Source organism: Paenibacillus sp. 01T431 (assembly GCF_056398625.1).
Map to the genome: position 1 here is coordinate 289,500 of NZ_JBFTPT010000001.1, position 25,402 is coordinate 314,901.

Consider the following 25,402-nt stretch of genomic DNA (forward strand, 5'->3'; position numbering starts at 1 on the left):
AGCAAGTAAGTTAGGCTGTTTGTATGGAGGTAGAGCTGGAATCTAGATTTAGATTTCAGCTCTATTTTTATGACGTCACGCTTTAGGGGTGCTTATGCGAGTCGTGCTGCATGAATAAGACTAGATTCTAGAGCTATCTGCGCAGAAATAGTGAATTTGGTGAGAATAGAGCTATAACCCCTAATTAGCTTCCCCCGGACGGAGCGTATCCATGTTCACCAACCCGTCACACCTCCCAGCTGTATAGAAATGTCCATCCTTGAAAACAGGAAAGTCCATTCCGATCATCTGAAAATCGTGTAACATAGTGAATGTTGCTGATAATGGTTATCATTGAATGATGATAAGCGGAGGCAATGTATTTTTTTGATAATTAATGAGAATGATTATCTCTGATAATATTCGTGATGATTCGAGGATTGAGTATGAAGCTATGGTATCTTTTTGTCGTGCTAATTGTATTATCGATTACTTCTTTATTTATCGGAGTAAAAGACATCTCGCCGCTGGACCTGTTCAGTCTGACGGATGAGCAGCTTCAGGTTCTCACCATCAGCCGTTTTCCTAGGCTTATCAGTATTATTATTGCCGGTGTCGGCATGAGCGTTACAGGTTTGATAATGCAGCAGCTAAGCCGCAACAAATTCGTATCGCCTACGACCGGCGGAACGGATGATTCCGCTAGACTCGGTATACTCGTTGCCTTAATGGTGTTTCCATCGGCGAGTACACTTGAGAAAATGCTGATCGCGTTTGCTTTTGCGCTCGCAGGAACCTATCTGTTCATGAAAATTCTCGATCGTCTGAAATTTAAAGATACGATTTTCATTCCACTAGTAGGATTGATGTTCGGTAACATCATCAGCTCTGTTACTACATTTTTTGCCTATAAAAATGATCTTATTCAAAACATCTCATCTTGGCTGCAAGGCAGCTTCTCGCTTGTAATGAGCGGACGTTACGAGCTGCTGTATGTGAGCCTGCCGCTGCTCGTAGTAGCTTATCTCTACGCGAACAAGTTTACCATTGCTGGTCTTGGCGAAGAGTTTTCAACCAATTTGGGAATGAATCATAAGCTTGTCGTTAACATTGGGCTTGTAATTGTAGCTCTTGTATCGGTTATCGTCATTTTGACCGTCGGTACGCTGCCTTTCCTTGGCCTCATTATTCCGAATATCGTGACGCTTTATATGGGCGACAATTTGAAGAAAAACCTGTCGCACACGGCGGTGCTTGGAGCCATATTCGTGCTGGTGTGCGATGTGCTTGGCCGCCTAATTATTTTTCCGTATGAAATTCCAATCGGACTCACGATCGGCGTTGTCGGAAGCATTATTTTTCTTTACTTGTTGATGAGGAGAAAGGCATATGAAGCTTAAACTAAGTTTGCTTGCGGTGCTGGGCGTCGCATTAATTGCCGTATTTTTGTTCATCGATCTTGGGACCCATTGGGATTATGCACTGCCAAGAAGATTGAAGAAGGTACTGGCGATTGTCGTAACCGGGGGCGCTATTGCTTACTCCACTATGATTTTTCAGACCATTACGAACAACCGTATTTTGACGCCGAGCATAATCGGGCTGGATTCCCTTTATATGCTGATTCAAACCTTCGTCGTTTTTACCTTTGGATCGATGAGTCTGCCAAGCACAAACAAGCATCTTAATTTTTTTATTACGATAGCGGCAATGATAGCATTCGCCCTGCTGCTCTATAAGTTTCTATTCAAAAGGGAAGGCAGAAATCTTTATTTCCTTCTATTAATAGGGCTAGTGATGGGCACATTGTTCGGGAGCATGTCGACGTTCATGCAGGTTCTTATTGATCCGAATGAATTTCTAATTGTGCAGGGGAAAATGTTCGCCAGCTTCAATAATGTCAACACGGATCTGCTTATCATTTCAATCATCATCGTCGCTCTTGTAGCTATTTATGGCATGCGGCTAAGTAAATATTTTGACGTGTTATCGCTGGGCAAGGAGCATGCAGTCAATCTTGGCATTCCTTATGATTATGTTGTCAAAAGAGTGCTCGTCATCGTCGCCATTCTGATCGCTGTATCTACTGCTTTAGTTGGGCCGATTACCTTCCTTGGACTGCTCGTTGTCAACGTAGCCTATCAGTTCATGAAGACCTATCGGCATAGCTATCTCATTCCAGGAGCGATACTCATCAGCATCATTTCACTCGTTGGCGGTCAACTGCTCGTAGAGCATGTGTTCACGTTTGAAACGACGATTAGCGTCATTATTAACTTCATCGGCGGAGCGTACTTTTTATATTTGCTGCTAAGGGAGAAAAAAGCATGATAGAGGTTAAAAATGTTTCCAAATCATATGGCGGCAAGCCGGTGATCGAGGATGTATCGATTCGGATTTCGAAGGGAAAGGTCACTTCGTTTATCGGTCCGAACGGTGCAGGCAAGAGTACGCTTCTCTCTATGATTAGCCGATTGTTAGCGAAGGACAGCGGTCAAGTGTTAATTGAGGGGAAGGAAGTAAGTAGCTGGAAAAGTGCTGATCTTGCCAAAAAAATATCGATCTTAAAACAGTCGAATCATATTAATCTTCGTTTAACGGTACGAGAGCTCGTCAGCTTCGGCAGGTTCCCTTATTCACAAGGCAAGCTGACAAAGGAAGATTGGCAGCAAGTAGATGAAGCCATTGCTTATATGGATCTTGTTGATCTGCAAGCCAAGTACCTTGATGAACTCAGCGGTGGACAAAACCAGCGTGCATTTATTGCGATGGTTATCGCTCAGAACACTGAATACATATTGCTGGATGAACCGCTCAACAACTTGGATATGAAGCACTCTGTCCAAATTATGAAGGTGCTGCGGCGGCTCGTTGAGGAGCTTGGCAAAACGGTCGTGCTCGTTATTCACGATATCAATTTCGCTTCTTGCTACTCCGATTATATCGTGGCGTTGAAGGATGGAAAGGTCGTCAAGGAAGGTTCAACCGAGACGATCATCGACAATGCCGTGCTTCATGACATCTATGACATGGACATACCGATTGAGCTCATAAACGGGAATCGTATCGGCGTCTATTTTAAGTAGTCATGCAAGATTTACTTACTTCCGGTTTTCAAGTCTTTCAATATAAAAAAATTGATTTAGGGGTGAATGTTTTGAAAAAATCTATACCTGTATTGGCCATTTTAGTCATTCTAAGCTTGGTGCTTGCAGCATGCGGCGCAAATAACAACGGAAATAAAGGCGCTAACAGCGCTACGAACACACCAGCATCTGAAACACCTGCAACAGATGCACCTACAGAAATTACAGTTAAACATCAGCTTGGCGAAACGGTTGTCCCTGTTAATCCTAGCAAGGTTGTCGTATTTGACTATGGTACTCTTGATACACTAGACAAGCTAGGTGTAGAGGTTGCTTCACTTCCGCAAGCTAGCGTTCCTGCATACCTTGAAAAATTTAAAGATGCAAAATACGTAAACGCAGGCAGCTTGAAAGAGCCGGACTTTGAGAAAATCAATGAAACTGCACCTGACTTGATCATTATTTCAGGTCGTCAACAGGATGCTTACGAAGAGCTTACGAAGATCGCTCCTACGATTTTTATGGGTGTGGACAACAAAAACTTCATGGAGTCCTTTACGACTAACGTGAAAACACTGGCTCAAATCTTCTCTAAAGAAGCTGAAGCAGATACAGAGCTGGCAGCAATTAATGATTCCATTAAAGCATTGAATGAAAAAGCAACAGCTTCTGGAAAAAATGGCCTTATTATTTTGGCAAACGAAGGTGCAATCAGCGCATATGGTAAAGCATCGCGTTTCGGTATCATTCATGATGTGTTTGGCATACCGGCTGTAGATGAGAACATTAAAGTTTCAACGCACGGCGACCCTGTTACGTTCGAATATGTAGCAGAGAAGGATGCTGATTACTTATTCGTAGTTGACCGCAATGCAGTGACAGAGGGATCAGGGGATGCACATTCTTCCGTTGAGAATGCTTTGGTGAAAAACACTAAAGCGTACAAAGAAGGAAATATCGTATATCTTAATCCAGATTTCTGGTACCTTTCCGGCGGCGGACTTATCTCTGTAGCGGAAATGGTTAAAGAAATTGACGCAGCGATAAAATAATAGCAGCAAGCATAGATGGACTATGAAGGCTGGTGGCCTGCTTCCGCAACTGCGGCAGTAGTCATCAGCCTTTTTTTGCATACGAGCGGGTCTGTGGCTTATTAAATTTTCTTTTTAGAGCCAAGCATTACAGCTATAATGTAAGGGAAGCCGAAGGGAGGAACGTTTGTGGCTAGTGTTTTGGAACTTCAGAGTATTAGGAAAAACCGCAGTGGTGATGGGAATGTTCAGCTGTTCGCAAATGTTTCTGCAACGATTGCTGATCCGGCTATTATTTCTATATTAGGTGTATCTGGACAAGGTAAAAGCACGCTGCTTCGTTTGCTTGCAGGTCTGGATAACGCCGATGAGGGTGATATCCGTTTACATAATGTTTCACAGCGAGAACTAGATCCAAGGGTTTGGAGAATGAAGGTATGTTACGTTGCTCAGCAGTCCGTTATGCTGAATGGGAGCATTGAGCAAAATTTGAGAACCGTGAGTATGCTGCATCGCATGCCGTATGACGAGAAGCTCGTACGCCATATGCTGCCAAGGCTAGGGCTGGATCATCTTGATATGGGCAAAAGTGCCGAACAGCTGTCAGGAGGAGAGAAACAGCGAATATCGCTGCTCCGTTCCTTGCTTCTTCATCCTACCGTGCTTCTTCTTGATGAGATTACCGCGTCGCTTGACAGAGGCAGCAAGGAAATGGTGGAGGAAGTGCTGCGAGAGTGGCATCATCAAGAAGGGGCAACGATGCTTTGGGTTACACATGATTTGGAGCAGGCTCAGCAGATGAGCAGCTCTATATGGTTTATGGGGGAAGGAACGCTGCTGGAGAATAGCGACACAGCTGCTTTTTTTGAACATCCAACATCTGAGCTCGCACAAAATTATATAAAAGCGCCGATACAAAAGGAGCAGCCATGTCAATCGTAGCACTTAGCTTTACCTTGTTGTTTGTGATGATTACGATGCTTATCTCCGTATGGCAGAAGCTTGGGCTTGAGCGAGACATCGCGATTGGCACCATTCGTTCTGCGGTACAGCTGCTGCTTGTCGGCTATGTGCTGCAATTTATTTTTAATACGAGCAACCCGCTGTTTATTACAATGATCCTTGTACTTATGATTAGTGTAGCGTCTTATCATGCTGGTAAAAGAGGAGCTGGACTGAAGGGCATCATTTGGAAAATCGCGATTGCGATCACATCGACAGAGCTGCTTATGATGGGACTGCTGCTCGGCTTTCGAATTATAGAAGCGACACCGCAATACATTATTCCGATTAGCGGCATGACGATCGGCAATGCGATGGTCGTTTCGGGTTTACTGCTCAATCAAATGAGAAGAGAGGTCGAATCCTCGAAAGGCGAGATGGAGACGCTGCTCTCACTTGGAGCGACAGCAAGGCAAGCGATTCAAGACGTAATGAAGCGATCGGTTAAATCGAGCATGATTCCGACGATAGACGGAATGAAGACAGTAGGTCTAGTTCAGCTTCCCGGTATGATGACAGGGATGATTATCGCTGGCGCGAATCCGATCGAAGCGGTTCGGTACCAAATATTAATTGTGTTTGCGTTCGCAAGCTCAGCAGCGGTTACAAGCATTATTTTAAGTTTATTAAGCTATAAGCTATGGTTTACGAAAGACCTTCGCATTCAAAATATGGAGCAAAAAGGGTGATGACCGTCGTGAACGTTTATAACAGTGGGAAAAATTTAGTAAATCAAATAGCTGGAACTGAACTTCCAGATCAAGCTTTAGCGCTTTGGGCACTTGGACAAGAGGGCTTTCTCGTCAAATGGAACAAAAAAACGATTTTATTTGATCCGTATTTGACGAACTGGGTGTATGAGATGGCAGGACCGCCGTGGTCACGAGCCTTCGAATCGCCGCTGTCCCCTTCGGATTGCCTCGATGTCGATTATGTCGTATGCTCCCACCACCATGAGGATCATATGGACAAGCAGACGCTGCAAGTTATTCAGCAATCATCCAAAACACGGTTTATCGTGCCGAGAGCTCATCTTCCGCTATTGAAGGAATGGGGTTTCCGTGATGAGCAGCTGATTGGCATCTCTCATGGACAATCGATTGAGCTTGCAGGCGGCATAAGGCTCGATGCATTCGCTGCCAAGCATGAACAGTTCGAACAGGATGAAGCAGGTGAACATAAGTTTCTAGGTTATGTTGCGAATTTTAATGGCATTCATCTTTATCACTCTGGCGATACCGTTGGTTTCCCAGAGCTTGTCACTTGGCTGCAAAGCAGACAAATCGATATTGCATTATTGCCGATCAATGGAAGAGATTTTGTTCGCAATGAACAGGGGATCGTCGGCAATTGCAATTATCGTGAGGCTGTTGAGATTGCGGTACAAATTCATGCTGATTTATTGATTCCAATGCATTATGGCTTATTTCCACACAATGATGAGAACCCTGCTTATTTCGTCGATTATATCCAGCGTCATTATCCAGCCCAGAAGTTCCATATGTTCGCCCCCGGTGAGCGATTTATTTATATGAAATAATTTACGCTCAGCAGGGCAAAATGAGATGGGAATAAGGACTGGAGGTTGACGGATATGTCAAACAGAGGACTTGTGACAGCGTTGACGGCTGTTGGGACAGCCCAATTGCTTAAGCTGCCTGTACATTTTGCGAGAAGCGGCAAATGGGATGTGCGGAAAATTATTGGTTCAGGTGGAATGCCGAGTTCACATTCAAGCGGCGTTTCCGCGCTAGCTGCATACACGGCGACCAAATATGGCGTAAAGACGCCGGAATTTGCCATATCTGCGATGCTGGGCATTATTGTGATGTACGATGCGATGAATATTCGCAGGCATACAGGTGAAATTGCGGTGCAGGTAAATGATTTGGACGAGGATGTGGAGAAGCTGGCTGGCGAACATCCAGGATTGTATCATGCTCGCAGGCGTGAACGGCTTAAGGAAAGTCTCGGTCATCAGCCTAGTGAAGTTTTAGCCGGCTCACTGCTCGGAGCATTTATCGGTTTCGTTGGAGCTTTGACGATTAACAAGAAATAAGGCAAGCAGCAATTGTAAAATGAATAGACAGGCTTAGGCGCTTTTTTGGCTTAAGCCTGCTTTTATTTGAATACATACTTTTGCAGATGACTGGCCGAACCGTTAGTTATATAATGGTAAAAGATTTCAATTCTTATGCAGCATAAGGGGGAAATAAGGTGGCAGAGCAATTATTGTGGATGCACGGAGCGCCGTATGCACTGGGAAATGCAGATGAGGATTGTCCAGCTATAACGCCTTATCTTGTAGATGGCGAGAATAGACCAGCAATTATCGTATGTCCAGGCGGTGGTTATGGCGGGCGAGCGCACCATGAGGGAAAACCGATTGCACAATGGCTGAACAGTTTAGGCATTTCTGCGTTCGTTTTGCGATATCGGGTGGCGCCTTATCAATATCCTTGCGCACTGCTGGATGTTCAACGAGCGATACGTACCGTCCGTTTCAAAGCAGAAATGTATCGCATTAATCCGAATAAAGTAGGTATTCTTGGATTTTCAGCAGGCGGGCATTTAGTTTCAAACGCGGGGACAAGCTATGACCAAGGGAATGAAAATGCAGAGGATGTTATTGAACGACAGTCCTGCCGTCCGGATTTACTCGTCTTATGTTATCCTGTCATCACACTCAAAGATCCTTTCACCCATGAGGGCTCAAGAGAAAATTTGCTTGGCAAAGAAGCGAAGCTGGATCAAATCGAACAGCTCAGCAATGAAACGCAGGTAACCTCGGATACACCGCCAACTTTTTTATGGCATACTGCAGATGATGGCGCCGTTCCTGTCGAGAACAGCCTTTTGTTCGCATCCGCGCTGAGCAAGCACCAGGTTCCTTTTGATCTTCACGTGTATACGAAAGGACGTCATGGGCTTGGCTTAGCCGAGGATGAGGAGCATACAAAAGAATGGACGGCTGCTTGCGCATCGTGGCTAGCATTTAATGGGTACAAATAATAGCTGTAATCTACTATTCACAGACGATTATTTGTCTGATGAAGCTGCCTTTTCGAGTTGTACAGCGATCTAAGATGGTAAGGCCTGCGTTTGCAATAAGCTCGTCCATTGGATCAGCAGTCACAATGACAGCTTTGTTTGCGATTCGGCGAGTATGCTGCAGCAAGGAGAATTGTGCCTCGGGTGTCGTATTAGAGAAATGATTGTAAGGCATATCTACAATGGCTACATCATAATGGTCAGAGATATCAGCAATATCACCGCAAACGGCATCTGTTTCATATTCGAAATGAGCCAGGTTTTCACGTGTCCCGCGAATGATAAAATGGTTGATATCTCGGCCGACGATGTTCATGCCCATGGACAGCGCCTCTACCAGTACCGTCCCAATGCCGCAGCAAGGGTCGATCGCTTTAATCCCGACTGGATTCGGGATAGCGATATTGGCTATAGCGCGCGCAACTCGCGTGCTGAGTGCAATGGAATAGCTGCGCGGTTTTTGCATGTGTGCAAGCCAGACAGCTTTGCTTTTTATATAATTGCCAAAGTACCAGCGACCGCCCCATGTTAAAATGCCAAAAACGCAATCAGGTTTGCGTACATCAGCCTCGCCTTCGATATAAACGCCAAGTTCACGTTCAATTGCGCGTTGTCCTTCAAAATCGATTTTGTTTTCCGCCGTCAGGTCATTCATTTTTAGGAAAATCACCTTAAATGTAGCCTCTCCTAATTGAATTTGCTTTACCTGCTCCAAAATATCCTCAAGCCGTTCGCCTTGATATAAAACTTCAAGCCGCTCTCTCATAAAAGGACTGCGGTCGGGATGTACGTCTATTTCGCTAAACAAAAGATCAGTTTCTGATTGTTTTCCAAATAAAGAACGCATCTCCAAGCGGCATAAATCAGCCTCTTCAATGCGATAGCCATAGGTATATACGAATAGATTGTTTCTATTTTCCAAGTTGTTGTCGCATCCTTTGTATAATTGAATTGAAGCCTCTAGTATACATGAAAAGGAGGGGCGGACAAAGGAATGGCGATGTGCGATTAACGCTTAGTGTGGCGAATCAGTCGGTTATGAATAGTTTTTTTCCTTCCAAAAAGCTTGAGAACAAGCAATGGCGATTGGYGCGGCAAGCGGAATTCAAAGTGATATAGCCATGCAGCAAGCTTGAATTTAAGCGTTAAATAATAAAGAAAAGACTTGATGTTGCTGTAATTGTGAAGCCAGCCAAGCTCCTTCGTACTGTCTGTCATCATTTTAAGGTTGACGATTCTTGCAATATCTATTTTTGCAGGAGCGACAGGATTGTTTTTGAAATTGTTGATCAGCATCGAAAGAATCGTTTGGATATGGTAGGACGCCATGTCCTTTCTATAATGGGCATGCGCTAATAAACCGAATTTCTCGGATAAGCTCTTCCGCAGCTGGTACTGCAGAACAAGGCTTTCTTCAAGATAATGTTTATAGGGAGAACGAATAAGGCTGTTCAGATTGTTAACCGTGTTGTGATAATACAAAGGGTCCGGAATCGCACAGACACGATCAGAGGTTAGCAAGGCTTCCAAATGGAAAATGGTATCTTCTCCTACCGTTAATCCCTCGTTGTACAGAATCCCGTTTTTTTCAAGCGATGCGCGAAGAAATAGACTGCGCCAAGTAAAACACAGGTCATTATTAGAATGAACAGCTGCGGCGCTTAGTATTAAATCTTTGCCGTTCATAACGGTATGCAGCCGAAAGCAGGGCGATACGTTCTGTTTCGTTGGAATTGTCGCGTAACCTCCAATCAACACTTCGCAAGCATGCTCTTCTGCCATGCCGTATAGCTTTACGAAAAAAAGCGGATCGATTTCATCGTCAGCATCAAGAAAGGCGACGTATTTGCCGCTTGCCGCTTGTAAACCGGCATTTTTGGCGCTGCTCGCACCGCCGTTTGGCTTGTGAATCACTTTAACTCTATTGTCTGTTATAGCGAATTCTTCGCATATTGCGCCACTGAGATCAGTGGAACCGTCATTGACGAGCAGCACCTCAATATTTCGAAAAGACTGATTAAGAATGCTTTTCAAACAGGGACGCAGCCAATTTTCGGCATTAAATATAGGTACAATCGCACTTATCGCGTAATTCATAGGCTACACCTCTGACGTGTTCGATCGTTTAAATTTCATAAAGCGATGTTCAAAATAATCATATCACATTCGTTATAAAGAACAATCACTTATTTTAAAACCAATTATTATCTCTAGCACAAATAAGTGGTAATATGAACAGATGAGGAGAGGGGTGACAAGACTGAAAATTAAAATGAGATGGTATATCGTCGTGTTTCTCATTGCGGGAAGCTGGCTAGGAAACCTTTGGTATTTTCAGAGCATGCAGCTGAAGGAGGCGCTGTTTCTAAAGCATGACAGCACCATAAATGGGAGCACTGGTGAAATACTTGATTTTACATTTTTTGAAAATAAACAAGCATCTAATAAAGTAAGCAGCATTCAAATAGAAGAACTGCCGGAATTCCGATTTCAAATTTATAAAAGCAACACGCATACTCATCAATCTGAGATGCGAGCCTCTGGACAATTGATGCCAGATGTTATCAATGAGGATAGGAAAATACCGTTCACAATAAGAGAGATTACGGTGTATTACGAGAAAGGGCAGTCTAGAAAAGTTCCGATTGGTGAGATTAATGTCGAGTGGAATAAACGAGAAGGCATACTAGACTTTGCTTCGGGTGGCTCGTCCTCAAATGGCTCTGGAAGCTATAAGGTTTATGTAAGGAAAGCAGCTGTTTTAGAGAAGATTGAATATACGTTCAGCGATAAAGTGAAGCCATGGTTCAAGCTTGATCTATCTGGGAAGCCGCTTGAGTCGGTTGAATTCCCTATGAAGCTGTCGCAAGATGATTCATTAGCATTTGCATATCAATGGTCTATTCCGGAAAATGAGCCCGAAGCCGTCACGATGTTTAAGTCCAAAATCATTCTTCACTTCAAGCTGGAAGACGGACAGGAAATGATAGAGAACATTCCCATTAATCACAACCTTTATATTAGTGAGCGGCAGCTGAAGCRTTTAGTCCGTTCGGGAGGTGAAATGCATTGAGCACCCCTTTCAGACGCGAACTAAGGAGACTTGGCTGGGGCCTTGTTATTGCAATGATAGATATAAGGCTTGGATACTTTGATTTGCTGCCTGACATTATAGGTTACTTGATGGTTTTGTCAGCCCTGCAGCAACTGGGCTCCATACACCCGGCATATAAGAAAGCGAAGTACATTTCTATTGTTCTAATCATTCTTACTATTCCAGTTCTGTTTATCCAAACAAATGTAACAATTACGGAATTTTCGTCTATACCGCTCGCCGTCCATCTCTATTCGCAACTGCTGTTTATTCTTCATATTTTGATGGCGTATTGGATTTTCAATGGACTTATTGAAATGCTGAAACAGGATGGGGCTGTTCAGTTGTTGGATACTGCGATTAGCCGCAGAAATACTTATTTGGTGTTCAACATTTTAATGGTTATAATATATCCGTTCTTGTTGAATGTAGAAGATAGCTGGGTCATGCTGCTAATCGCTTTTGGAATATTGTTATTCATTATGGAGCTGCTATTTCTTCGATTGCCATTTCGAATCTCAAATGTTAGAGAGAAAAGGTCGTTGAATTAGCAGAAAAGGGGGATCTCATGTCTTTTGTAAAACGGTTGCGATGGTTTTTTAAGGATAGATGGGGCAGCTACGCGCTTGCCATAGGCATTATGGCGTTAGTTAGCCTGCTCTCCACAATACCGCCTAATCTAATTGGACGAACGGTTGACAACATCCGCGATGGCCAGCTGACCTCAGCTGGTTTAACGCAGACGGTGTTGACACTAGTTCTGCTTGCGTTATTTCTTTACGTCATGGTCTATATATGGATTACGACGCTATTTGGCAATTCGGCGCTTATCGAGAAGGTGCTGAGAGGGAAGCTGCTAGCAAATTTAACAAGGATGACGCCTGCTTTCTTTCAGCGCAACAGCACGGGACAGCTGATGGCGCTCGCGACAAATGATGTACTCGCAATTGGCCAGACAGCTGGATATGGTGTAATGACGCTCGTCAATACGCTGGTAGGAGCATCGGTAGTCATTATTATGATGATTTCATTAGTCAGCTATAAATTAATGATCGCGGCACTTATTCCGCTCCCGTTGCTGGCAGTCGTAATTAGCAAGCTGGGCAAAAAAGTAAGAACCCGCTTTCTCGACGCCCAGGCTTCCTTTGGGAAAATGAATGAACATGCGCTGGAATCGATTTCGGGCATACGCGTTATTCGTTCGTACGTGCAGGAAAACAATGATCTTGTTGCATTCGATCATGTGACCTCAGAAGTAATGAACAAAAATAAACGGGTTTCGATTCTAAATGCGATGTTTCAGCCGATTATCTCGTTAATTGTAGGTGTCAGTTATTCTATTGGAATAGGTTATGGCTCATATCTCGTATTCCAAGATGAGATTTCACTTGGTCAGCTCATTTCATTTAATATCTATTTGGGCATGCTCATTTGGCCAATGATTTCGTTTGGCGAGTTTATTAATGTGCTGCAGCGCGGCAGTGCTTCTGCTGATCGATTGGACTCGGCGTTAACGCAAAAGCCGGATCTTCAAGATTCGGATAAGCCTGTTGCCATTAAGGTGCCTACGCGCATTGAGATGAAACAGCTCACCTTTACCTATCCTACGGCTAGCCAGCCTAGCTTGAACAATGTATCCTTTCAACTTGAACGAGGCCAGACACTTGGAATCGTAGGGAAAACGGGGAGTGGGAAGAGTACGCTGCTTAAGCAGCTGCTGCGTCAATATCCGCTTGAAGCGGATCGCTTAATGGTAGCGGGAGTTCCAGTTGAGCAAATTGAGATAGACCAGATGAGACGCTGGATTGCCTATGTGCCTCAGGAGCATTTGCTTCTCTCCAAGACCATTCGAGAAAATATTGCGTTAGGCAAGCCGAACGCAACACATGATGAAATCGCTCGAGCGGTTCAAATGGCTTCTTTTACAGAAGATATTGCACAAATGCCAGAAGGACTTGAAACGGTCGTTGGGGAAAATGGTGTTATGCTCTCAGGTGGACAAAAACAGCGGCTGGCGATTGCACGAGCATTGCTCGTTGATTCCGAAATATTGCTGCTGGATGATTCACTTTCGGCAGTTGATGCACGGACGGAAAGTCGAATTCTTCACCATATTCGTTTGGAGCGTGAAGGAAAGACGACATTTATTACGACTCATCGCCTATCAGCGGTTAGTCATGCGGACTGGATACTTGTGCTGAATGAGGGCCGAATCATCGAAGAAGGCACTCATGAAGAGCTGATGCTGTTTGGCGGCTGGTACAAGGAACAGTGGGAACGGCAGCAAATGGAAGCTAGCTTGGAAGAATAGGAGGCTTAGAATGCCAAAACAATCAACGGCGAGAAGACTATTCGCATATGCTCTCGTCTATAAGTTTAGAATTATCGGCGCCCTGCTTATTCTGTGCTGCGCGGTAGGTGCTGAGCTCGGCGGACCTTTTATTATAAAAACGATAATCGACAAGCATTTATCAGTCGGCGGGAATGATATCATGCCAGTTCTCGGGCTGCTGAGCGTTTATATGGGGCTGCTGCTTGTTGCAAGTATTAGCAATTTCTCGCAATCCTATATTTTGCAGACGACGGCGCTTCGCATTATCAAAAATATGCGTATGGATTTAATGAGTCATATTCAGCGAATTCCGCTGCGCTACTTCGACAATACGCCGATCGGGCAAATTGTATCGAGAATTGCGAACGACACAGAGGCGATAAGGGATTTATTCATGAGCTTCATGGCGACCTTTGTTGTCAGCTTCGTACAGCTGCTAGGTATTTTTACTGCATTGTTTATTTTGGATGTGCGGCTCGCGATGTTTTGCTTGCTCTTGCCGCCGCTTTTCGCGATCATTATGGTCATTCATTTAAAATACTCCAAGAAATACATTACGATTATGCGCGCACGTCTCAGCGACATGAATGCAATGATCAACGAATCAATTGTCGTTATGCCGATTATTCAAGCCTTTCGCCGCGAGAAGGTGACGCTCGAAGAGTTTGAGGTGCTGAACGAGGATCGATACATTAACCAGATCAAGCAGTTTAGAGTTTTCTCTTTGTCTTCAAGAAACATTGTGGGCACCATTGGAAGCTTGGTAACAGCGATGGTTATTTGGTACTTTGGGCGGGCTTCACTGGAAACAGCAATTCTGTACGGCGTGTTTTATGCTTTTATCGATTATTTGGGTCGTATTTTTCAGCCGATTATCGGTATCTTCGACCAACTGACGAATGCACAGCGTGCATTTGTTTCTGCGGAGAAGGTATTTGCGATATTGGACATGGAAGGAATGGAGGTCGAAGAGGTAGCTCAGGTGAAACGTCCGGATGGTGTCGTGAAATTCGATAACATTACGTTTGCATATAAAGAGGGCGAAAACGTTCTGAAGCAAATTTCATTCGAAGCGCGCAGGGGAGAGACGGTTGCATTAGTCGGTCATACCGGTTCGGGCAAAAGCTCGATCATGAATCTGCTGCTTGGCTTTTATGAGCCTGATCAAGGGAACATTACGATTGATGGACGTAATATAGCGACGTATTCGAAGCAGGAGCTGCGCAAGCATATGGGCATTGTGCTGCAAGATCCTTACTTGTTCGCAGGCGACATTAAATTCAACGTCAGCCTGTACAACAAGGACATCACAATGGATCGTGTGAAAAGCGTGCTGAAGGATGTTGGGGCGGCAACTTTTGTAGAGCAGCTGCCTGGCGGCTATGATGAACCTGTAGTTGAGCGCGGCAGTACGTTGTCTTCGGGACAGCGGCAGCTTATCTCCTTCGCTAGAGCTTTAGCCTTCGATCCTTCTATTCTTATATTGGATGAGGCGACAGCCAGCATCGACAGTGAGACGGAGGGACTGATTCAGCAAGCCTTGAAGGTGGTCAGTGAAGGCAGGACAACACTAATTATCGCTCATCGCTTGTCCACCATTCGAGAGGCGAATCAGATTCTCGTCTTGCATCGCGGTGAAATCGTTGAGCGCGGCAATCATGATACTCTAATGGCGCTGCGAGGCAGATATTATAAAATGTATCAGCTGCAGAAAGGCGAGAAAGTATCGACTGAGCCGGCCACTGTAGCGATGGAAACACAAGGACGGTAGAAGTTTACTTTTAATGCTTTGAATAGGAATGAGAATAGCGGCAGCCAAGGAATGGAATTATTCCGAGGCTGCCGCTGCTATATATAATTTAAATCGTGTGCTGATTTAGTTGAAATAGGCTTCATTTATGCGATCTCTTGTATCACTTCTTAGACTGCGGCTGAAGTAGAAACTCTTCTACTTGTTTGCGATGATGCTCATCATGCTGGATAAAATCAAAAATTAAATATCCGATCGAATAGGGAGCTTTCGTTTGTGGACAATGTGTATTTCCGTGTACAATAATAGGATGAAAAAATTGCTGCTCAGTCATTTCGGTTAATTTTTGCACAAGTTTTTGTCTTGTCTCAATCGCTTGATTCAAAATTTCAGAAGGCAATATGCCGGATAATGCGTAAGCCGAGGAGGCAGCATTATATTCATCGTGGTTCGGGAATTCAACTTTGCTGTGTTTTTCAGCTTCGGGCAGTACGCTTGTAATGAAATATTGATCCCATTTGTCTAAATGGGCAATGATTTCTGCGGAGGACCATTTGCCCTCCTTGATCGGATTAAGCCATGCTGGTTCAGGTGTGATATGGGATAAGGATGAATACCACGGCGCTAAGCTGCCAAACTGCTGAATAAGTTCATTTTGTTTAATCATATAATCCTCCTACAATCAGATATAACTGAATTGTAGTACATAAACCACGACAACTGCCTGTCATCGTTTCGTTCTTTTTTTTAGCTGTAAAGCCGCCATATTTTTTTCGCTCTATCTCGGATAATATCCCTCACATATTTCGGCTCCATTATTTCCACGGCGTCCCCGTAGCTCAAAATCATGCCATATACCCATTCATCCTCAGGATAGACGATTTCAACAACCATTGTACCGTCATTCTCACAGCGAATGATTCCTTCTTGAAAAGAATCTTCGACTCTCACTTTAACGCTAGGTTGAAAACGCATCACCAAATGCACCGTCTTCGTATTCATTTTCCATTCGGCTTCAATGGCTGCAGCGTCATAAACGGCGATTTCTCGGTCAAAGATTTCGGATATGGCAGCTAGTTTTCGCATTCTCGATAGTCGATAAAGCTTTGTTATATTTTTGTCTCTGCAATAGCCGTACAAATACCAATGGAACCCTTTATGAACGACGGAAGCCGGCTCCACGACAGCTTTAGCTGAGCAGCCTTGGGAGTTGGTGTAATCAACGGTTACGACCATTTTCTTCTGAATGGCCTGTCGAAGGAGAGTTGTTTTTTTCTTCTCCTCCTCATTGCAGCCCCATGAGGATAAATCAATAATCCATTGTTCCAGTGCTTTATCCGTATAATGAATATCGCTTTTTTTCAATAGGGCTCGCATCTTCTCCAGCGTGCGGGCAACATCAAGATCATCCGAATGGCTTTGCAGCCCTTTTAGTCCTGTCATTACGGAAACGAGCTCATCTTTAGTGAGAACCTGATGGCTTAAGCGGTAGCCCTCCATAATTTCAAAACCTCCGAGCAGCCCCGGGAATGAAAGGATGGGGATGCCTGCCATATTAATGGCTTCCATATCCCTCTGAATCGTTCGGTTTGAGACTTCAAACTTTTGGGACAAAACCGAAGCGCTTGTTCTGCCGTGATTCAATAAATAAATGATAACAGCGAGCAATCGTTCTATTTTCAAAGTAATCACCTGTGGATGTGGATTTATTGTAGAGAGTAGTGCTTGTCGGGTTTGGGGCGGCTGGCTTTGACGAAAATAGAAGCAACGAGCAGAGACTGAATTCTAACGAACCCAGAAGCATCGAGCATAAACTGAATGCTAATGAACCCAGAAACAACGAGCAGCTACTGAATGCTGTTGAACTTAGAAGCAACGAGCATAGTCTTAGTTCTAATGAACCCAGAAGTAACGAGCAGATACTGAATGCTAATGAACTAAGAAGTAACGAGCAGATACTGAATTCTGCCTAGCCTAGAAGCAACGAGCAGTGACTGAATTCTAACGAACCTACATGCTGCTATTTGCAATAATCAGGTCCTAAATAAATTCTAACGAACTCAGATAACGTTATATGTGTAAAATAGAGCTCATTTACATCAATTGAGGTCTAATAAGGCCCTCTAGGTTCGTTAGAACTAGAAAGGTTACATTTTAAAGCAAATAAGGTGTCTGGTGTTCGTTAGATTTCTGTTGCAGTGATCTATAGCTCATCCTTGCATTTCCCGCTTGTTTGATAAGTCCTGTTTTTTGCTTCTCAGTCCTATGAATACCGTATCTTTCGACATATTAATGGGAGTTTCGTAGAAAATTTAGAAGGTCAACACATCTCTAGGCACGATTATGGATTTGAAAATATTGTAACATTAAGCTTGAATATACGGAAAGAACCACTTCGGCATTTATTAAATAGACAAAACGACCCATTAAAGTTACATGTTAAGTTATGTATATGGTACTTCAAACACAATTTTAGTCTATTTAAAACAAATCCTTCTACCAATTGACAGGAAAAATGTTCCGTTGTATACTCTCCATAAAGTCTTGTGTTAGTTTACATCACATTTAAGAGTAGATGGTTCATAAACTTTGGGCCCGAAGTTAAATTCCCCTTCCTTCATCAATGCAAATAGTCTGTTCACGGATGTTATGCATGTTTTTGGAGTAAGGGGATTTTTTATTGCCATCTATGAACAAATGTGCATGTTTACGAGAACTTAATTTCATTTTGATGTTGTGATTACACTTTGTAGCTAATCTAATTGTTGGGTAAACTATTTTATTCATTACTGGTTGTGGAGAGGGGAAAATGTAGGATGCACAAATTGGTCATACGAATACAAAGAAAAGCTTGCATGCTGTTAGCGGCTCTTCTTTTGGTTGGAGGCACGCTCGGCAGCTTAGGTGCGCCGGTTCAGGCGTCGCCTGCAGGAGATAATATCGTTATTTCACAAGTGTATGGCGGTGGGGGAAACAGCGGAGCAACACTGAGAAATGATTTTATCGAATTGTATAATCCTACGAATAAAGACGTTGTTTTGACAGGTTGGAGCGTTCGATACGCAAGTAAAGAAGGTGCCTTCACAGTTGGAAATACAACAAATTTAACAGGGACTATTAAATCAAAAGGCTACTTTCTCATTCAACAAGCGAGTAACGCTGCCGTGGGAGCAAGCCTTCCAACACCTGATGTTGTAGGGACATTGGCAATGAGCGTCTCTGATGGGAAGGTAGAACTGTTAAACAAAACATCAGATAAGATTGACTTTATTGGTTACGGAGCAGCGAACGAATCTGAAAAGCAGCCAACAGCAGCTTTATCCAGCTCAAAAGCTGCCATTCGTAAAGCAGATACAGGAGCAGCAAGTGACAGCCGCGGGAAGGATACAGATAATAACTCCGCGGACTTTGACATTCTGACACCCGACCCGCGCAACTCCACGTACGGCGTTGTCGCTGTTGATGTTGAAGCAGTAACGCCAGACGTAAACGAAGGAGCTGTACTTCCGGGTACAATCATTAAGCTCTCGACGCCAACAGTTGGCGCTAGTGTTTACTATAGTGTATACGGTGCAGGAGAAACGCAAGTTGCTCCAGAGGACTTTACGTTGTATCAGCCGAATGTAACAGAAATCAAAATTAATGCGCCTACAACGGTTCATACTTATGCCAAAAAAGAAGGTTTTCCAAATAGTGCTTTGCGTGAATATTCTTATACGATTTCTACACTAGTGACTATCGCACAAGCACGTGCGGCTGCACTTGGTACAAGCGTAACGCTTAGTGGTGTTGTAACACACCGAGCGGATTCAGGCGCTTTTGTAAATCTTTTTGTACAGGATCAAAACGGAGGCATTATTGTTAGAGTTCCAAGCAGCGTCTCGGCACAGCCGGGGGACGTCATTGAGGCTTTCGGCAAGCTGACTGAATTTTCGGGGTTGCTTCAATTGGAGGCATCTGCTGAAAATGCAAAAGTAACGGGTTCTGCTCCTGTTCCAGATCAGATCGTTGTTGATTCTTCGAGCTTTGGCAAAACGACTGAAAATCGCAACAAATTCGAAGCACGTTTGGTTCAAGTCAAAAATATTAAAGTTGAAAGTGTTGCCAGCGGCGTTGTTACAGCTACGGATGCTGTGAATGGCGGCAAAGTTATTATTTATTCTTCCGATGCTTCGTTCGTGGCAGGTAAGACCTTCGAGCAGGTTACTGGCGTTATGACGTTCCATTCCAGTGTAGGATTGGAATTATTGCCGCGTAATACACTCGACATTGTTGAGAAACGGTTGGCTGTTCAAGCGAGCATTCCGTCAGGCGGCATTAACGCAGGAGGAGCTGTATCGCTAAGCTCACTAGTTCCGGGCGGTGTGATTCGTTACACGACAGACGGAACTGTTCCGACAGCTACTACAGGAACGCTTTATACGAAAGCTATTGTCGTAAATGCGGATATGGTCATTAAAGCGGTTGTGACAGCTGGTGGAGTGACAAGCGATGTATCGACATTTTCGTATAAAGTATTAGAAAATACCAATGGTATTGCCATTCATACAATTCAAGGTGAGACGCATAAATCGATCTATACCAATGTAAAGGTTTCGAATGTTACTGGTATTATTACTTCGGTCAGCGCGAATTCCTTCTACATGCAGGCACCTGATGAGGATCAGGATGAGAATCCGAATACGTCCGAGGCTATTCAGGTGTACAAGCCTGCACATGGTCTAGCTGTTAAGGATGAGGTATCAGTCACAGGTACTGTAGAGGAATTTGGAAACAGTCCATCTTTGACTGTAACGCAAATTAATGCAGCAACAATTACTAAAGTATCGAGCGATAACCAGCTTCCTAAAGCTACATTGGTAGGAACAGGCGGTCGAATCATTCCTAACCTGATCGATACCGACAGCTTTAGCAAGTTCAACCCAGAGAACGATGCAATTGATTTCTTCGAGAGTTTGGAGAGCATGCTCGTTGAAGTGAAAAATCCAACGATTACTGGACCTTACGCGAATGCGGTAACTCAAATTACGTTTGATAATGGTGCTAACAATCCAGTGAAAACCGCTGTAGGCGGAATTGTATTGCAAGGAAATGGTTTGTCTGCTATTGATAGCAGCTTGAACCCGCAGAAGCTGTATGTAGGCGGATCAAAGCCAGCTGGTGCAGAAATTAAAACTGGCGATGCTTTTAACGGCAATATCGTTGGCGTAATTCAATACGCTGGTGATCTGTATAAACTGTTGCCTACACAAGCTTTGCCAACTATCGTACGCAGTACAAACGTCCAGAAGGTAACGAGTATTGTACCGAACCCGGACAAGCTGACGATTGCTACATTTAATGTGGAAAACTTCAGCGCAGATCAAACAGCTAAAGCTGCAAAAATTGCTTCAATTATTGTAACGAATATGAAGCAGCCAGACATTATCGGTTTAATGGAAGTACAAGACAACGATGGCGAAAAGGATACGGAAAATACGGATGCTGCCCAAAGCTTCAAAACGCTGATTGATGCGATTAAAGCAAAAGGCGGACCTACGTATTCTTATACAGACATCGCTCCTGAGAGAAATAAAGATGGCGGCGCTCCTGGCGGTAATATCCGTGTAGGCTTCTTATATCAAGCCGACCGTGTAACACTTGCTCAAGGAACGAAAGGCGATTACAAATCAACAATTAAAGTAAACGGAATTGGCGGCTTAACGCAAAATCCTGGCCGTATTGGCTCTGATGACGCTTCAACATTTGCTTCATCTCGTAAACCGCTTGTAGCAGAATTTATGTTCCAAGGAAAACGAGTTGTTGCGATTGCGAACCATCTGAATTCAAAAGGTGGAGACGGCAAGCCTTGGGGTGATGTTCAGCCGGTTGTTCGCAGCAGCGAAGTGCAGCGCGCGAAGCAAGCGGAAGCTGTTAACAGCTTCGTGAAGGATTTGACAACGAAAGACCCTGAAGCAAGTGTAGTCGTGCTAGGCGACTTTAACGATTTCCAATTCTCTGGCACATTGAACAAAATTAAAGGCAATGAATTGACAAACCTTGTAGATACGCTGCCGGTTTCAGAACGTTACTCGTATATCTATGACGGTAACTCTCAAACGCTTGATCACATTCTCGTTGATAAAGCAAATGGGACAAAAGCAGAAATCGACGTAGTACATGTCAATGCTGATTTCTCTACAGAACAGGGCAGAGTGAGCGATCATGATCCGCTTCTTGCGCAGCTGGATCTGTCAGCTAAGAAAAAATCAGAATTTGCAATGACGGTATTGCATACAAATGATACGCATGCGAATTTGGATTTAGATACGACGAGCGTACCGAACAACATCCTACGCCGTGTAACGGCGATTAAGGAAGCAAAAGCAAGCTCGAAGAATCCGATTCTGGTCGATGCTGGAGATGTGTTCTCAGGCTCGCTGTATTTCAACAAATACTTGGGACAAGCGGACCTTGCATTTATGAATTTAGTTCAATATGATGTTATGACCTTCGGTAATCATGAATTTGACAAAAATTCGAATGTACTTGCTGATTTTATTAAAAATGCATCGTTTCCTTTCGTTTCGTCTAATGTGAATTTTTCGAAAGATGTTGTTTTGAACGAATTGTTCAAAAACGAAATAGGCAATGGAACCGTTGGTGCAACCATATATCCGGCACTTATTAAAGATATAAATGGTGCGAAAGTCGGAATCATTGGTCTTACCACAGAAGATACGGCTAATATCGCTTCACCGGGCGATGTAACTTTCGAAAATGCAGTAGAGAAAGCCAAAGAGACAGTTGCTATGCTTCAAGGAAAAGGCATTAACAAAATCATTGTTTTATCTCACATTGGTTATGAGGCAGATGTGGAGCTTGCTAAAGCGGTGCAAGGTATCGATATCATTGTCGGAGGACACAGTCATACGAAATTAGATGCAGCAGTTGTCGACAATTCGGATCCGAGCGCACCAAAGCTTATCGTTCAAACAGGTGAAAAAGGCCAGTTCCTTGGCAAGCTTGAAGTGAGCTTTAACGATGAAGGTATTCTAACCAAATGGCATGATCAACTGATATCCATCGATGCGATGACGGGTAAGGAGTTTAACATTGCTGAGGATGCCGACGCTAAACAAATTTTAGAATCGAAATACAAGCCTGGCGTTCTTGAGATGTCAAAAACGGTAGTAGGGAATACGGATGTTATTTTGAATGGCCTTCGTGCTGATGTGCGCTCAAAAGAAACAAACCTTGGAAATTTAATCGCTGACGGTATGCTGGCAGCAGCGAAAGCGGCAGGAACAAATGCGGTCATTGCGCTGCAAAATGGCGGTGGCATACGTGAAACGATTAGCGAAGGGCCGATCACTCAGGGGGAAGTATTAACTGTTCTTCCATTCAATAACGATTTGGTTACGATCACATTAACGGGACAAGAAATCAAGGATGCAATGGAAAACGGTGTGTCTACGATTACAACGACTAAGGACGGTCGCTTCCCGCATATCGCTGGAATGCGTTTTGACTATGACTCGACTAAACCAGTGAACGAGCGTGTAGTGCGCATTCAAGTGAAAAACGGAGATAGCTACGTTCCGATTGATTTGAAAGCAAAATATGAAGTTGCAACAAATGCTTTTACGGCCAAAGGCGGAGATTTCTATGCTTCACTTGAGAAGGCCTATAAAGAAGGACGCGTAAACTTATTGTATTTGCCGGACTATGAAGTATTTACGAGCTACATTCAGAAGCTTGGAACTATTACGGCGGCAACTTCAGCTGTTGAAGGGCGGATTGTTGATCTAAAAGGCGAGCCTCTTCCAGGTGAGAACGATCCATTCAAGCTAACGATTATGCATGTGAACGACACGCATGCTCACCTTGATTCGATTGCAAAACGTTTTACAGCGATTAAAGAAATTCGTGCAGAAGTAAAAGACTCTATTTTGCTTGATGCAGGTGATGTGTTCTCAGGAACGCTGTTCTTCAACAAATATCTTGGTCAAGCGGACTTGGAGTTTATGAATAAGATCGGTTATGACGCGATGGTATTCGGAAACCACGAATTCGATAAAGGTCCATCCGTACTTGCTGATTTTATCAAAAAAGCGGAGTTCCCGTTTGTAAGCTCAAATATCGACTTCAGCAAGGAACCTGCAATGAACGGACTTGTGTCTGAGCAGGCAATCGGTAAACCAGCTGCGAAAGGTAAAATTTATGACGCGATCATATTGGATGAAGGCGGGCAAAAGATCGGCGTATTCGGCTTAACAACGGAGGACACAAAATTCCTTGCTTCGCCAGGAGATAATATTGTGTTCGAGGATTATATTAAGAAAGCTGAAGAAACGGTCAAAATGCTCCAAAAAGAAGGCATCAATAAGATTGTGGCATTGACGCATCTAGGAAATGAATTTGATAAGGTATTGGCTGAGAAGGTTACAGGCATTGACGTTATCGTCGGTGGACATAGCCACACGAAGGTTGACGCACCGCTTGTATATCATGCTGCGGGAGAACCAACTCTCGTTGTACAGGCAGAAGAGTATGGCAATTATTTGGGCCGTTTGGACCTCGAGTTCAATAACAAAGGGGTATTGACCGCATGGAATGGCAAGCTGCTTACAGTTAGCGGTTATGCAGCAGACCCGGAAGCTGTTGAAATGCTGAAGCCATACAGTGCGGGTGTTGAGAGTATTCAGAAACAAGTGATCGGCAAAACAAATGTGTTCCTAGATGGTGAACGTGCTTCTGCACGAGCAAAGGAAACCAATCTCGGAAACCTAATGACAGACGGAATGGTCTCCAAAGTAAAAAGCTTTGTAAACAGCAATGAGGCATTAAAGGAATTAGATGTAAAAGGTTATGTAGGTATTCAGAATGGCGGCGGCATTCGCGCTTCGATTAAGAAGACAGCTGAAGGTAAAGTAGATGGAGACATCATGATGGGTGAGTTGCTAACGGTGATGCCTTTCGGAAACAACCTTACAGCGCTTCGTATGACGGGCCAAGAAATTATTGCTGCGCTTGAGAACGGTGTGAGTGGAATCGAAACAGGACAAGGCCGCTTCCCGCAAGTATCAGGAATGCGCTTCTACTACGATTCTAGTAAGAAACCAGAAATTTTGGATGCAGACGGAATTCTTAAGCAGGCTGGCGAACGCATTACGAAGGTTGAAATCAAAAACGCAGACGGCAGCTACAGTGCAATTGATTTGAATGCTTATTATTTTGTAGCAACAAACTCATTTATGGCTAATGGCGGCGATTTCTATCGTTCGATGAAGCAAGCCAAAGATGCTGGACGCCAGCACGAAATGAATATTGTTGACTACGAGGTATTCTTGGAGTATATCAATCAATTAGGTACGATTAATGCAACGACAGAAGGACGTATTGTTGATGTGAATGTTGTAGTTCCAACACCTACTCCAACACCAACAACACCGCCGGTGACAACACCGACGCCGACACCAACGCCAACACCGACGACACCGCCGGTGACGACACCAACACCGACGCCAACCATCACATTTAGTGATGTACGCGGCCACTGGGCTGCAGATGCTATATCGAAGGCAGTGGAAATTGGGTTTGTTAATGGGTATGGAGACGGTACGTTCCACCCTGGAGACACAGCAACAAGAGCACAATTTATTACAATGGTTGGCAGAGCGCTGAAGCTTGAATCGTCGACAAGCAAGCTGGACTTTGCAGATGCGGGTCAAGTTCCTGCATGGGCACGCTCCTTCTTTGCACAGCTTATCGAGGATAAGGTCATTGCGGGCTACGAGGATAATACGCTTCGACCATCAAGTGAATTAACAAGAACGGAAATGACCGTAATTCTTGTTCGCGCACTAGGCATTAAAGTTGATCCGAAGGCGAAGCCGACGTTTGCTGATTTGAGTGACATTCCTGTATGGGCTCGTCCTTATATCGCTGCGGCACAAGCCGAAGGACTAGTAGCAGGCATGGGCGGCAATAAATTTGCACCTAAGAAAAATGCAACAAGAGCAGATGTGGTTACACTGATTTTGTCCGCACTAGAGTATGAAGGAAGAAACGGAATTTAATTAAGCAAAAGCGTCC

18 protein-coding genes are annotated in these 25,402 nt (G+C 44.0%); 14 read left to right on the forward strand and 4 right to left on the reverse strand.

Annotated features, from left to right (window positions below):
* The first annotated feature begins 425 nt into the window (after positions 1-425).
* The 9 genes from AC1DM9_RS01300 (at position 426) to AC1DM9_RS01340 (ending at position 8,110) form a co-directional block, all read left to right on the forward strand.
* Positions 426-1,379: an ABC transporter permease gene (locus AC1DM9_RS01300; RefSeq protein WP_076267197.1), complete on the forward strand. Its 954-nt coding sequence runs from the start codon at positions 426-428 to the stop codon at positions 1,377-1,379.
* Positions 1,369-2,310 carry an iron chelate uptake ABC transporter family permease subunit gene (locus tag AC1DM9_RS01305; RefSeq protein ID WP_076267196.1) on the forward strand — a complete coding sequence of 314 codons (942 nt, stop codon included), beginning with the start codon at positions 1,369-1,371 and terminating at the stop codon, positions 2,308-2,310. The genes AC1DM9_RS01300 and AC1DM9_RS01305 overlap by 11 nt, the downstream gene beginning before the upstream one ends.
* Positions 2,307-3,065 (forward strand): iron ABC transporter ATP-binding protein, encoded by a 759-nt coding sequence (locus AC1DM9_RS01310; protein WP_076267195.1) that lies wholly within the window; start codon positions 2,307-2,309, stop codon positions 3,063-3,065. The genes AC1DM9_RS01305 and AC1DM9_RS01310 overlap by 4 nt, the downstream gene beginning before the upstream one ends.
* A 71-nt stretch (positions 3,066-3,136) precedes the next feature.
* The gene (locus AC1DM9_RS01315; protein ID WP_339204896.1) at positions 3,137-4,117 is read left to right on the forward strand and encodes a siderophore ABC transporter substrate-binding protein; all 981 of its coding nucleotides are present in this window, start codon (positions 3,137-3,139) and stop codon (positions 4,115-4,117) included.
* A gap of 168 nt (positions 4,118-4,285) precedes the next feature.
* Entirely contained in the window at positions 4,286-5,038 is a 753-nt protein-coding gene (locus AC1DM9_RS01320; protein ID WP_477578116.1) for an ABC transporter ATP-binding protein, read from the forward strand.
* A complete protein-coding gene (locus tag AC1DM9_RS01325; RefSeq protein WP_076267194.1) occupies positions 5,026-5,787 on the forward strand; it encodes an ABC transporter permease in 762 nt (253 codons plus the stop codon). The genes AC1DM9_RS01320 and AC1DM9_RS01325 overlap by 13 nt, the downstream gene beginning before the upstream one ends.
* Positions 5,787-6,638 carry an MBL fold metallo-hydrolase gene (locus tag AC1DM9_RS01330; protein ID WP_477578384.1) on the forward strand — a complete coding sequence of 284 codons (852 nt, stop codon included), beginning with the start codon at positions 5,787-5,789 and terminating at the stop codon, positions 6,636-6,638. Before AC1DM9_RS01325 ends, AC1DM9_RS01330 begins: the two co-directional genes overlap by 1 nt.
* A gap of 54 nt (positions 6,639-6,692) precedes the next feature.
* The gene (locus tag AC1DM9_RS01335) at positions 6,693-7,157 is read left to right on the forward strand and encodes a divergent PAP2 family protein (RefSeq protein WP_477578118.1); all 465 of its coding nucleotides are present in this window, start codon (positions 6,693-6,695) and stop codon (positions 7,155-7,157) included.
* Positions 7,158-7,336: 179 nt separating this feature from the next.
* Positions 7,337-8,110 carry an alpha/beta hydrolase gene (locus AC1DM9_RS01340; RefSeq protein ID WP_441882756.1) on the forward strand — a complete coding sequence of 258 codons (774 nt, stop codon included), beginning with the start codon at positions 7,337-7,339 and terminating at the stop codon, positions 8,108-8,110.
* Positions 8,111-8,123: 13 nt separating this feature from the next.
* Here AC1DM9_RS01340 and AC1DM9_RS01345 read toward each other — a convergent pair whose 3' ends face one another.
* Both AC1DM9_RS01345 and AC1DM9_RS01350 read right to left on the reverse strand, forming a co-directional pair.
* Positions 8,124-9,071 (reverse strand): TRM11 family SAM-dependent methyltransferase, encoded by a 948-nt coding sequence (locus AC1DM9_RS01345; protein ID WP_477578120.1) that lies wholly within the window; start codon positions 9,069-9,071, stop codon positions 8,124-8,126.
* A gap of 86 nt (positions 9,072-9,157) precedes the next feature.
* Positions 9,158-10,246 (reverse strand): glycosyltransferase, encoded by a 1,089-nt coding sequence (locus tag AC1DM9_RS01350; protein ID WP_477578121.1) that lies wholly within the window; start codon positions 10,244-10,246, stop codon positions 9,158-9,160.
* A 154-nt stretch (positions 10,247-10,400) separates the two neighbouring features.
* Here AC1DM9_RS01350 and AC1DM9_RS01355 point away from each other — a divergent pair, with 154 nt between their 5' ends.
* From AC1DM9_RS01355 to AC1DM9_RS01370, 4 genes are read left to right on the forward strand one after another with little or no spacing between them, the layout of a single operon-like run.
* On the forward strand, positions 10,401-11,222 hold the full coding sequence (locus tag AC1DM9_RS01355; protein ID WP_477578122.1) for a hypothetical protein: 822 nt from the start codon (positions 10,401-10,403) through the stop codon (positions 11,220-11,222).
* Entirely contained in the window at positions 11,219-11,794 is a 576-nt protein-coding gene (locus tag AC1DM9_RS01360) for a hypothetical protein (RefSeq protein ID WP_477578124.1), read from the forward strand. Before AC1DM9_RS01355 ends, AC1DM9_RS01360 begins: the two co-directional genes overlap by 4 nt.
* Positions 11,795-11,811: 17 nt before the next feature.
* A complete protein-coding gene (locus AC1DM9_RS01365) occupies positions 11,812-13,554 on the forward strand; it encodes an ABC transporter ATP-binding protein (RefSeq protein WP_477578126.1) in 1,743 nt (580 codons plus the stop codon).
* Between the two features lie 10 nt (positions 13,555-13,564).
* Positions 13,565-15,346, forward strand: coding sequence for an ABC transporter ATP-binding protein (locus AC1DM9_RS01370; RefSeq protein WP_477578127.1), 1,782 nt, complete (start codon positions 13,565-13,567; stop codon positions 15,344-15,346).
* 142 nt (positions 15,347-15,488) lie between these two features.
* On the opposite strand, the gene AC1DM9_RS01375 is transcribed toward AC1DM9_RS01370, so the two are convergent.
* The gene (locus tag AC1DM9_RS01375; RefSeq protein WP_477510394.1) at positions 15,489-15,992 is read right to left on the reverse strand and encodes a DinB family protein; all 504 of its coding nucleotides are present in this window, start codon (positions 15,990-15,992) and stop codon (positions 15,489-15,491) included.
* An 80-nt stretch (positions 15,993-16,072) separates the two neighbouring features.
* Positions 16,073-17,017, reverse strand: coding sequence for a helix-turn-helix transcriptional regulator (locus AC1DM9_RS01380; RefSeq protein WP_477578129.1), 945 nt, complete (start codon positions 17,015-17,017; stop codon positions 16,073-16,075).
* A gap of 1,124 nt (positions 17,018-18,141) precedes the next feature.
* On the opposite strand from AC1DM9_RS01380, the gene AC1DM9_RS01385 reads away from it, so the two are divergent.
* Entirely contained in the window at positions 18,142-25,386 is a 7,245-nt protein-coding gene (locus AC1DM9_RS01385; RefSeq protein ID WP_477578131.1) for a 5'-nucleotidase C-terminal domain-containing protein, read from the forward strand.
* Positions 25,387-25,402: the final 16 nt, after the last annotated feature.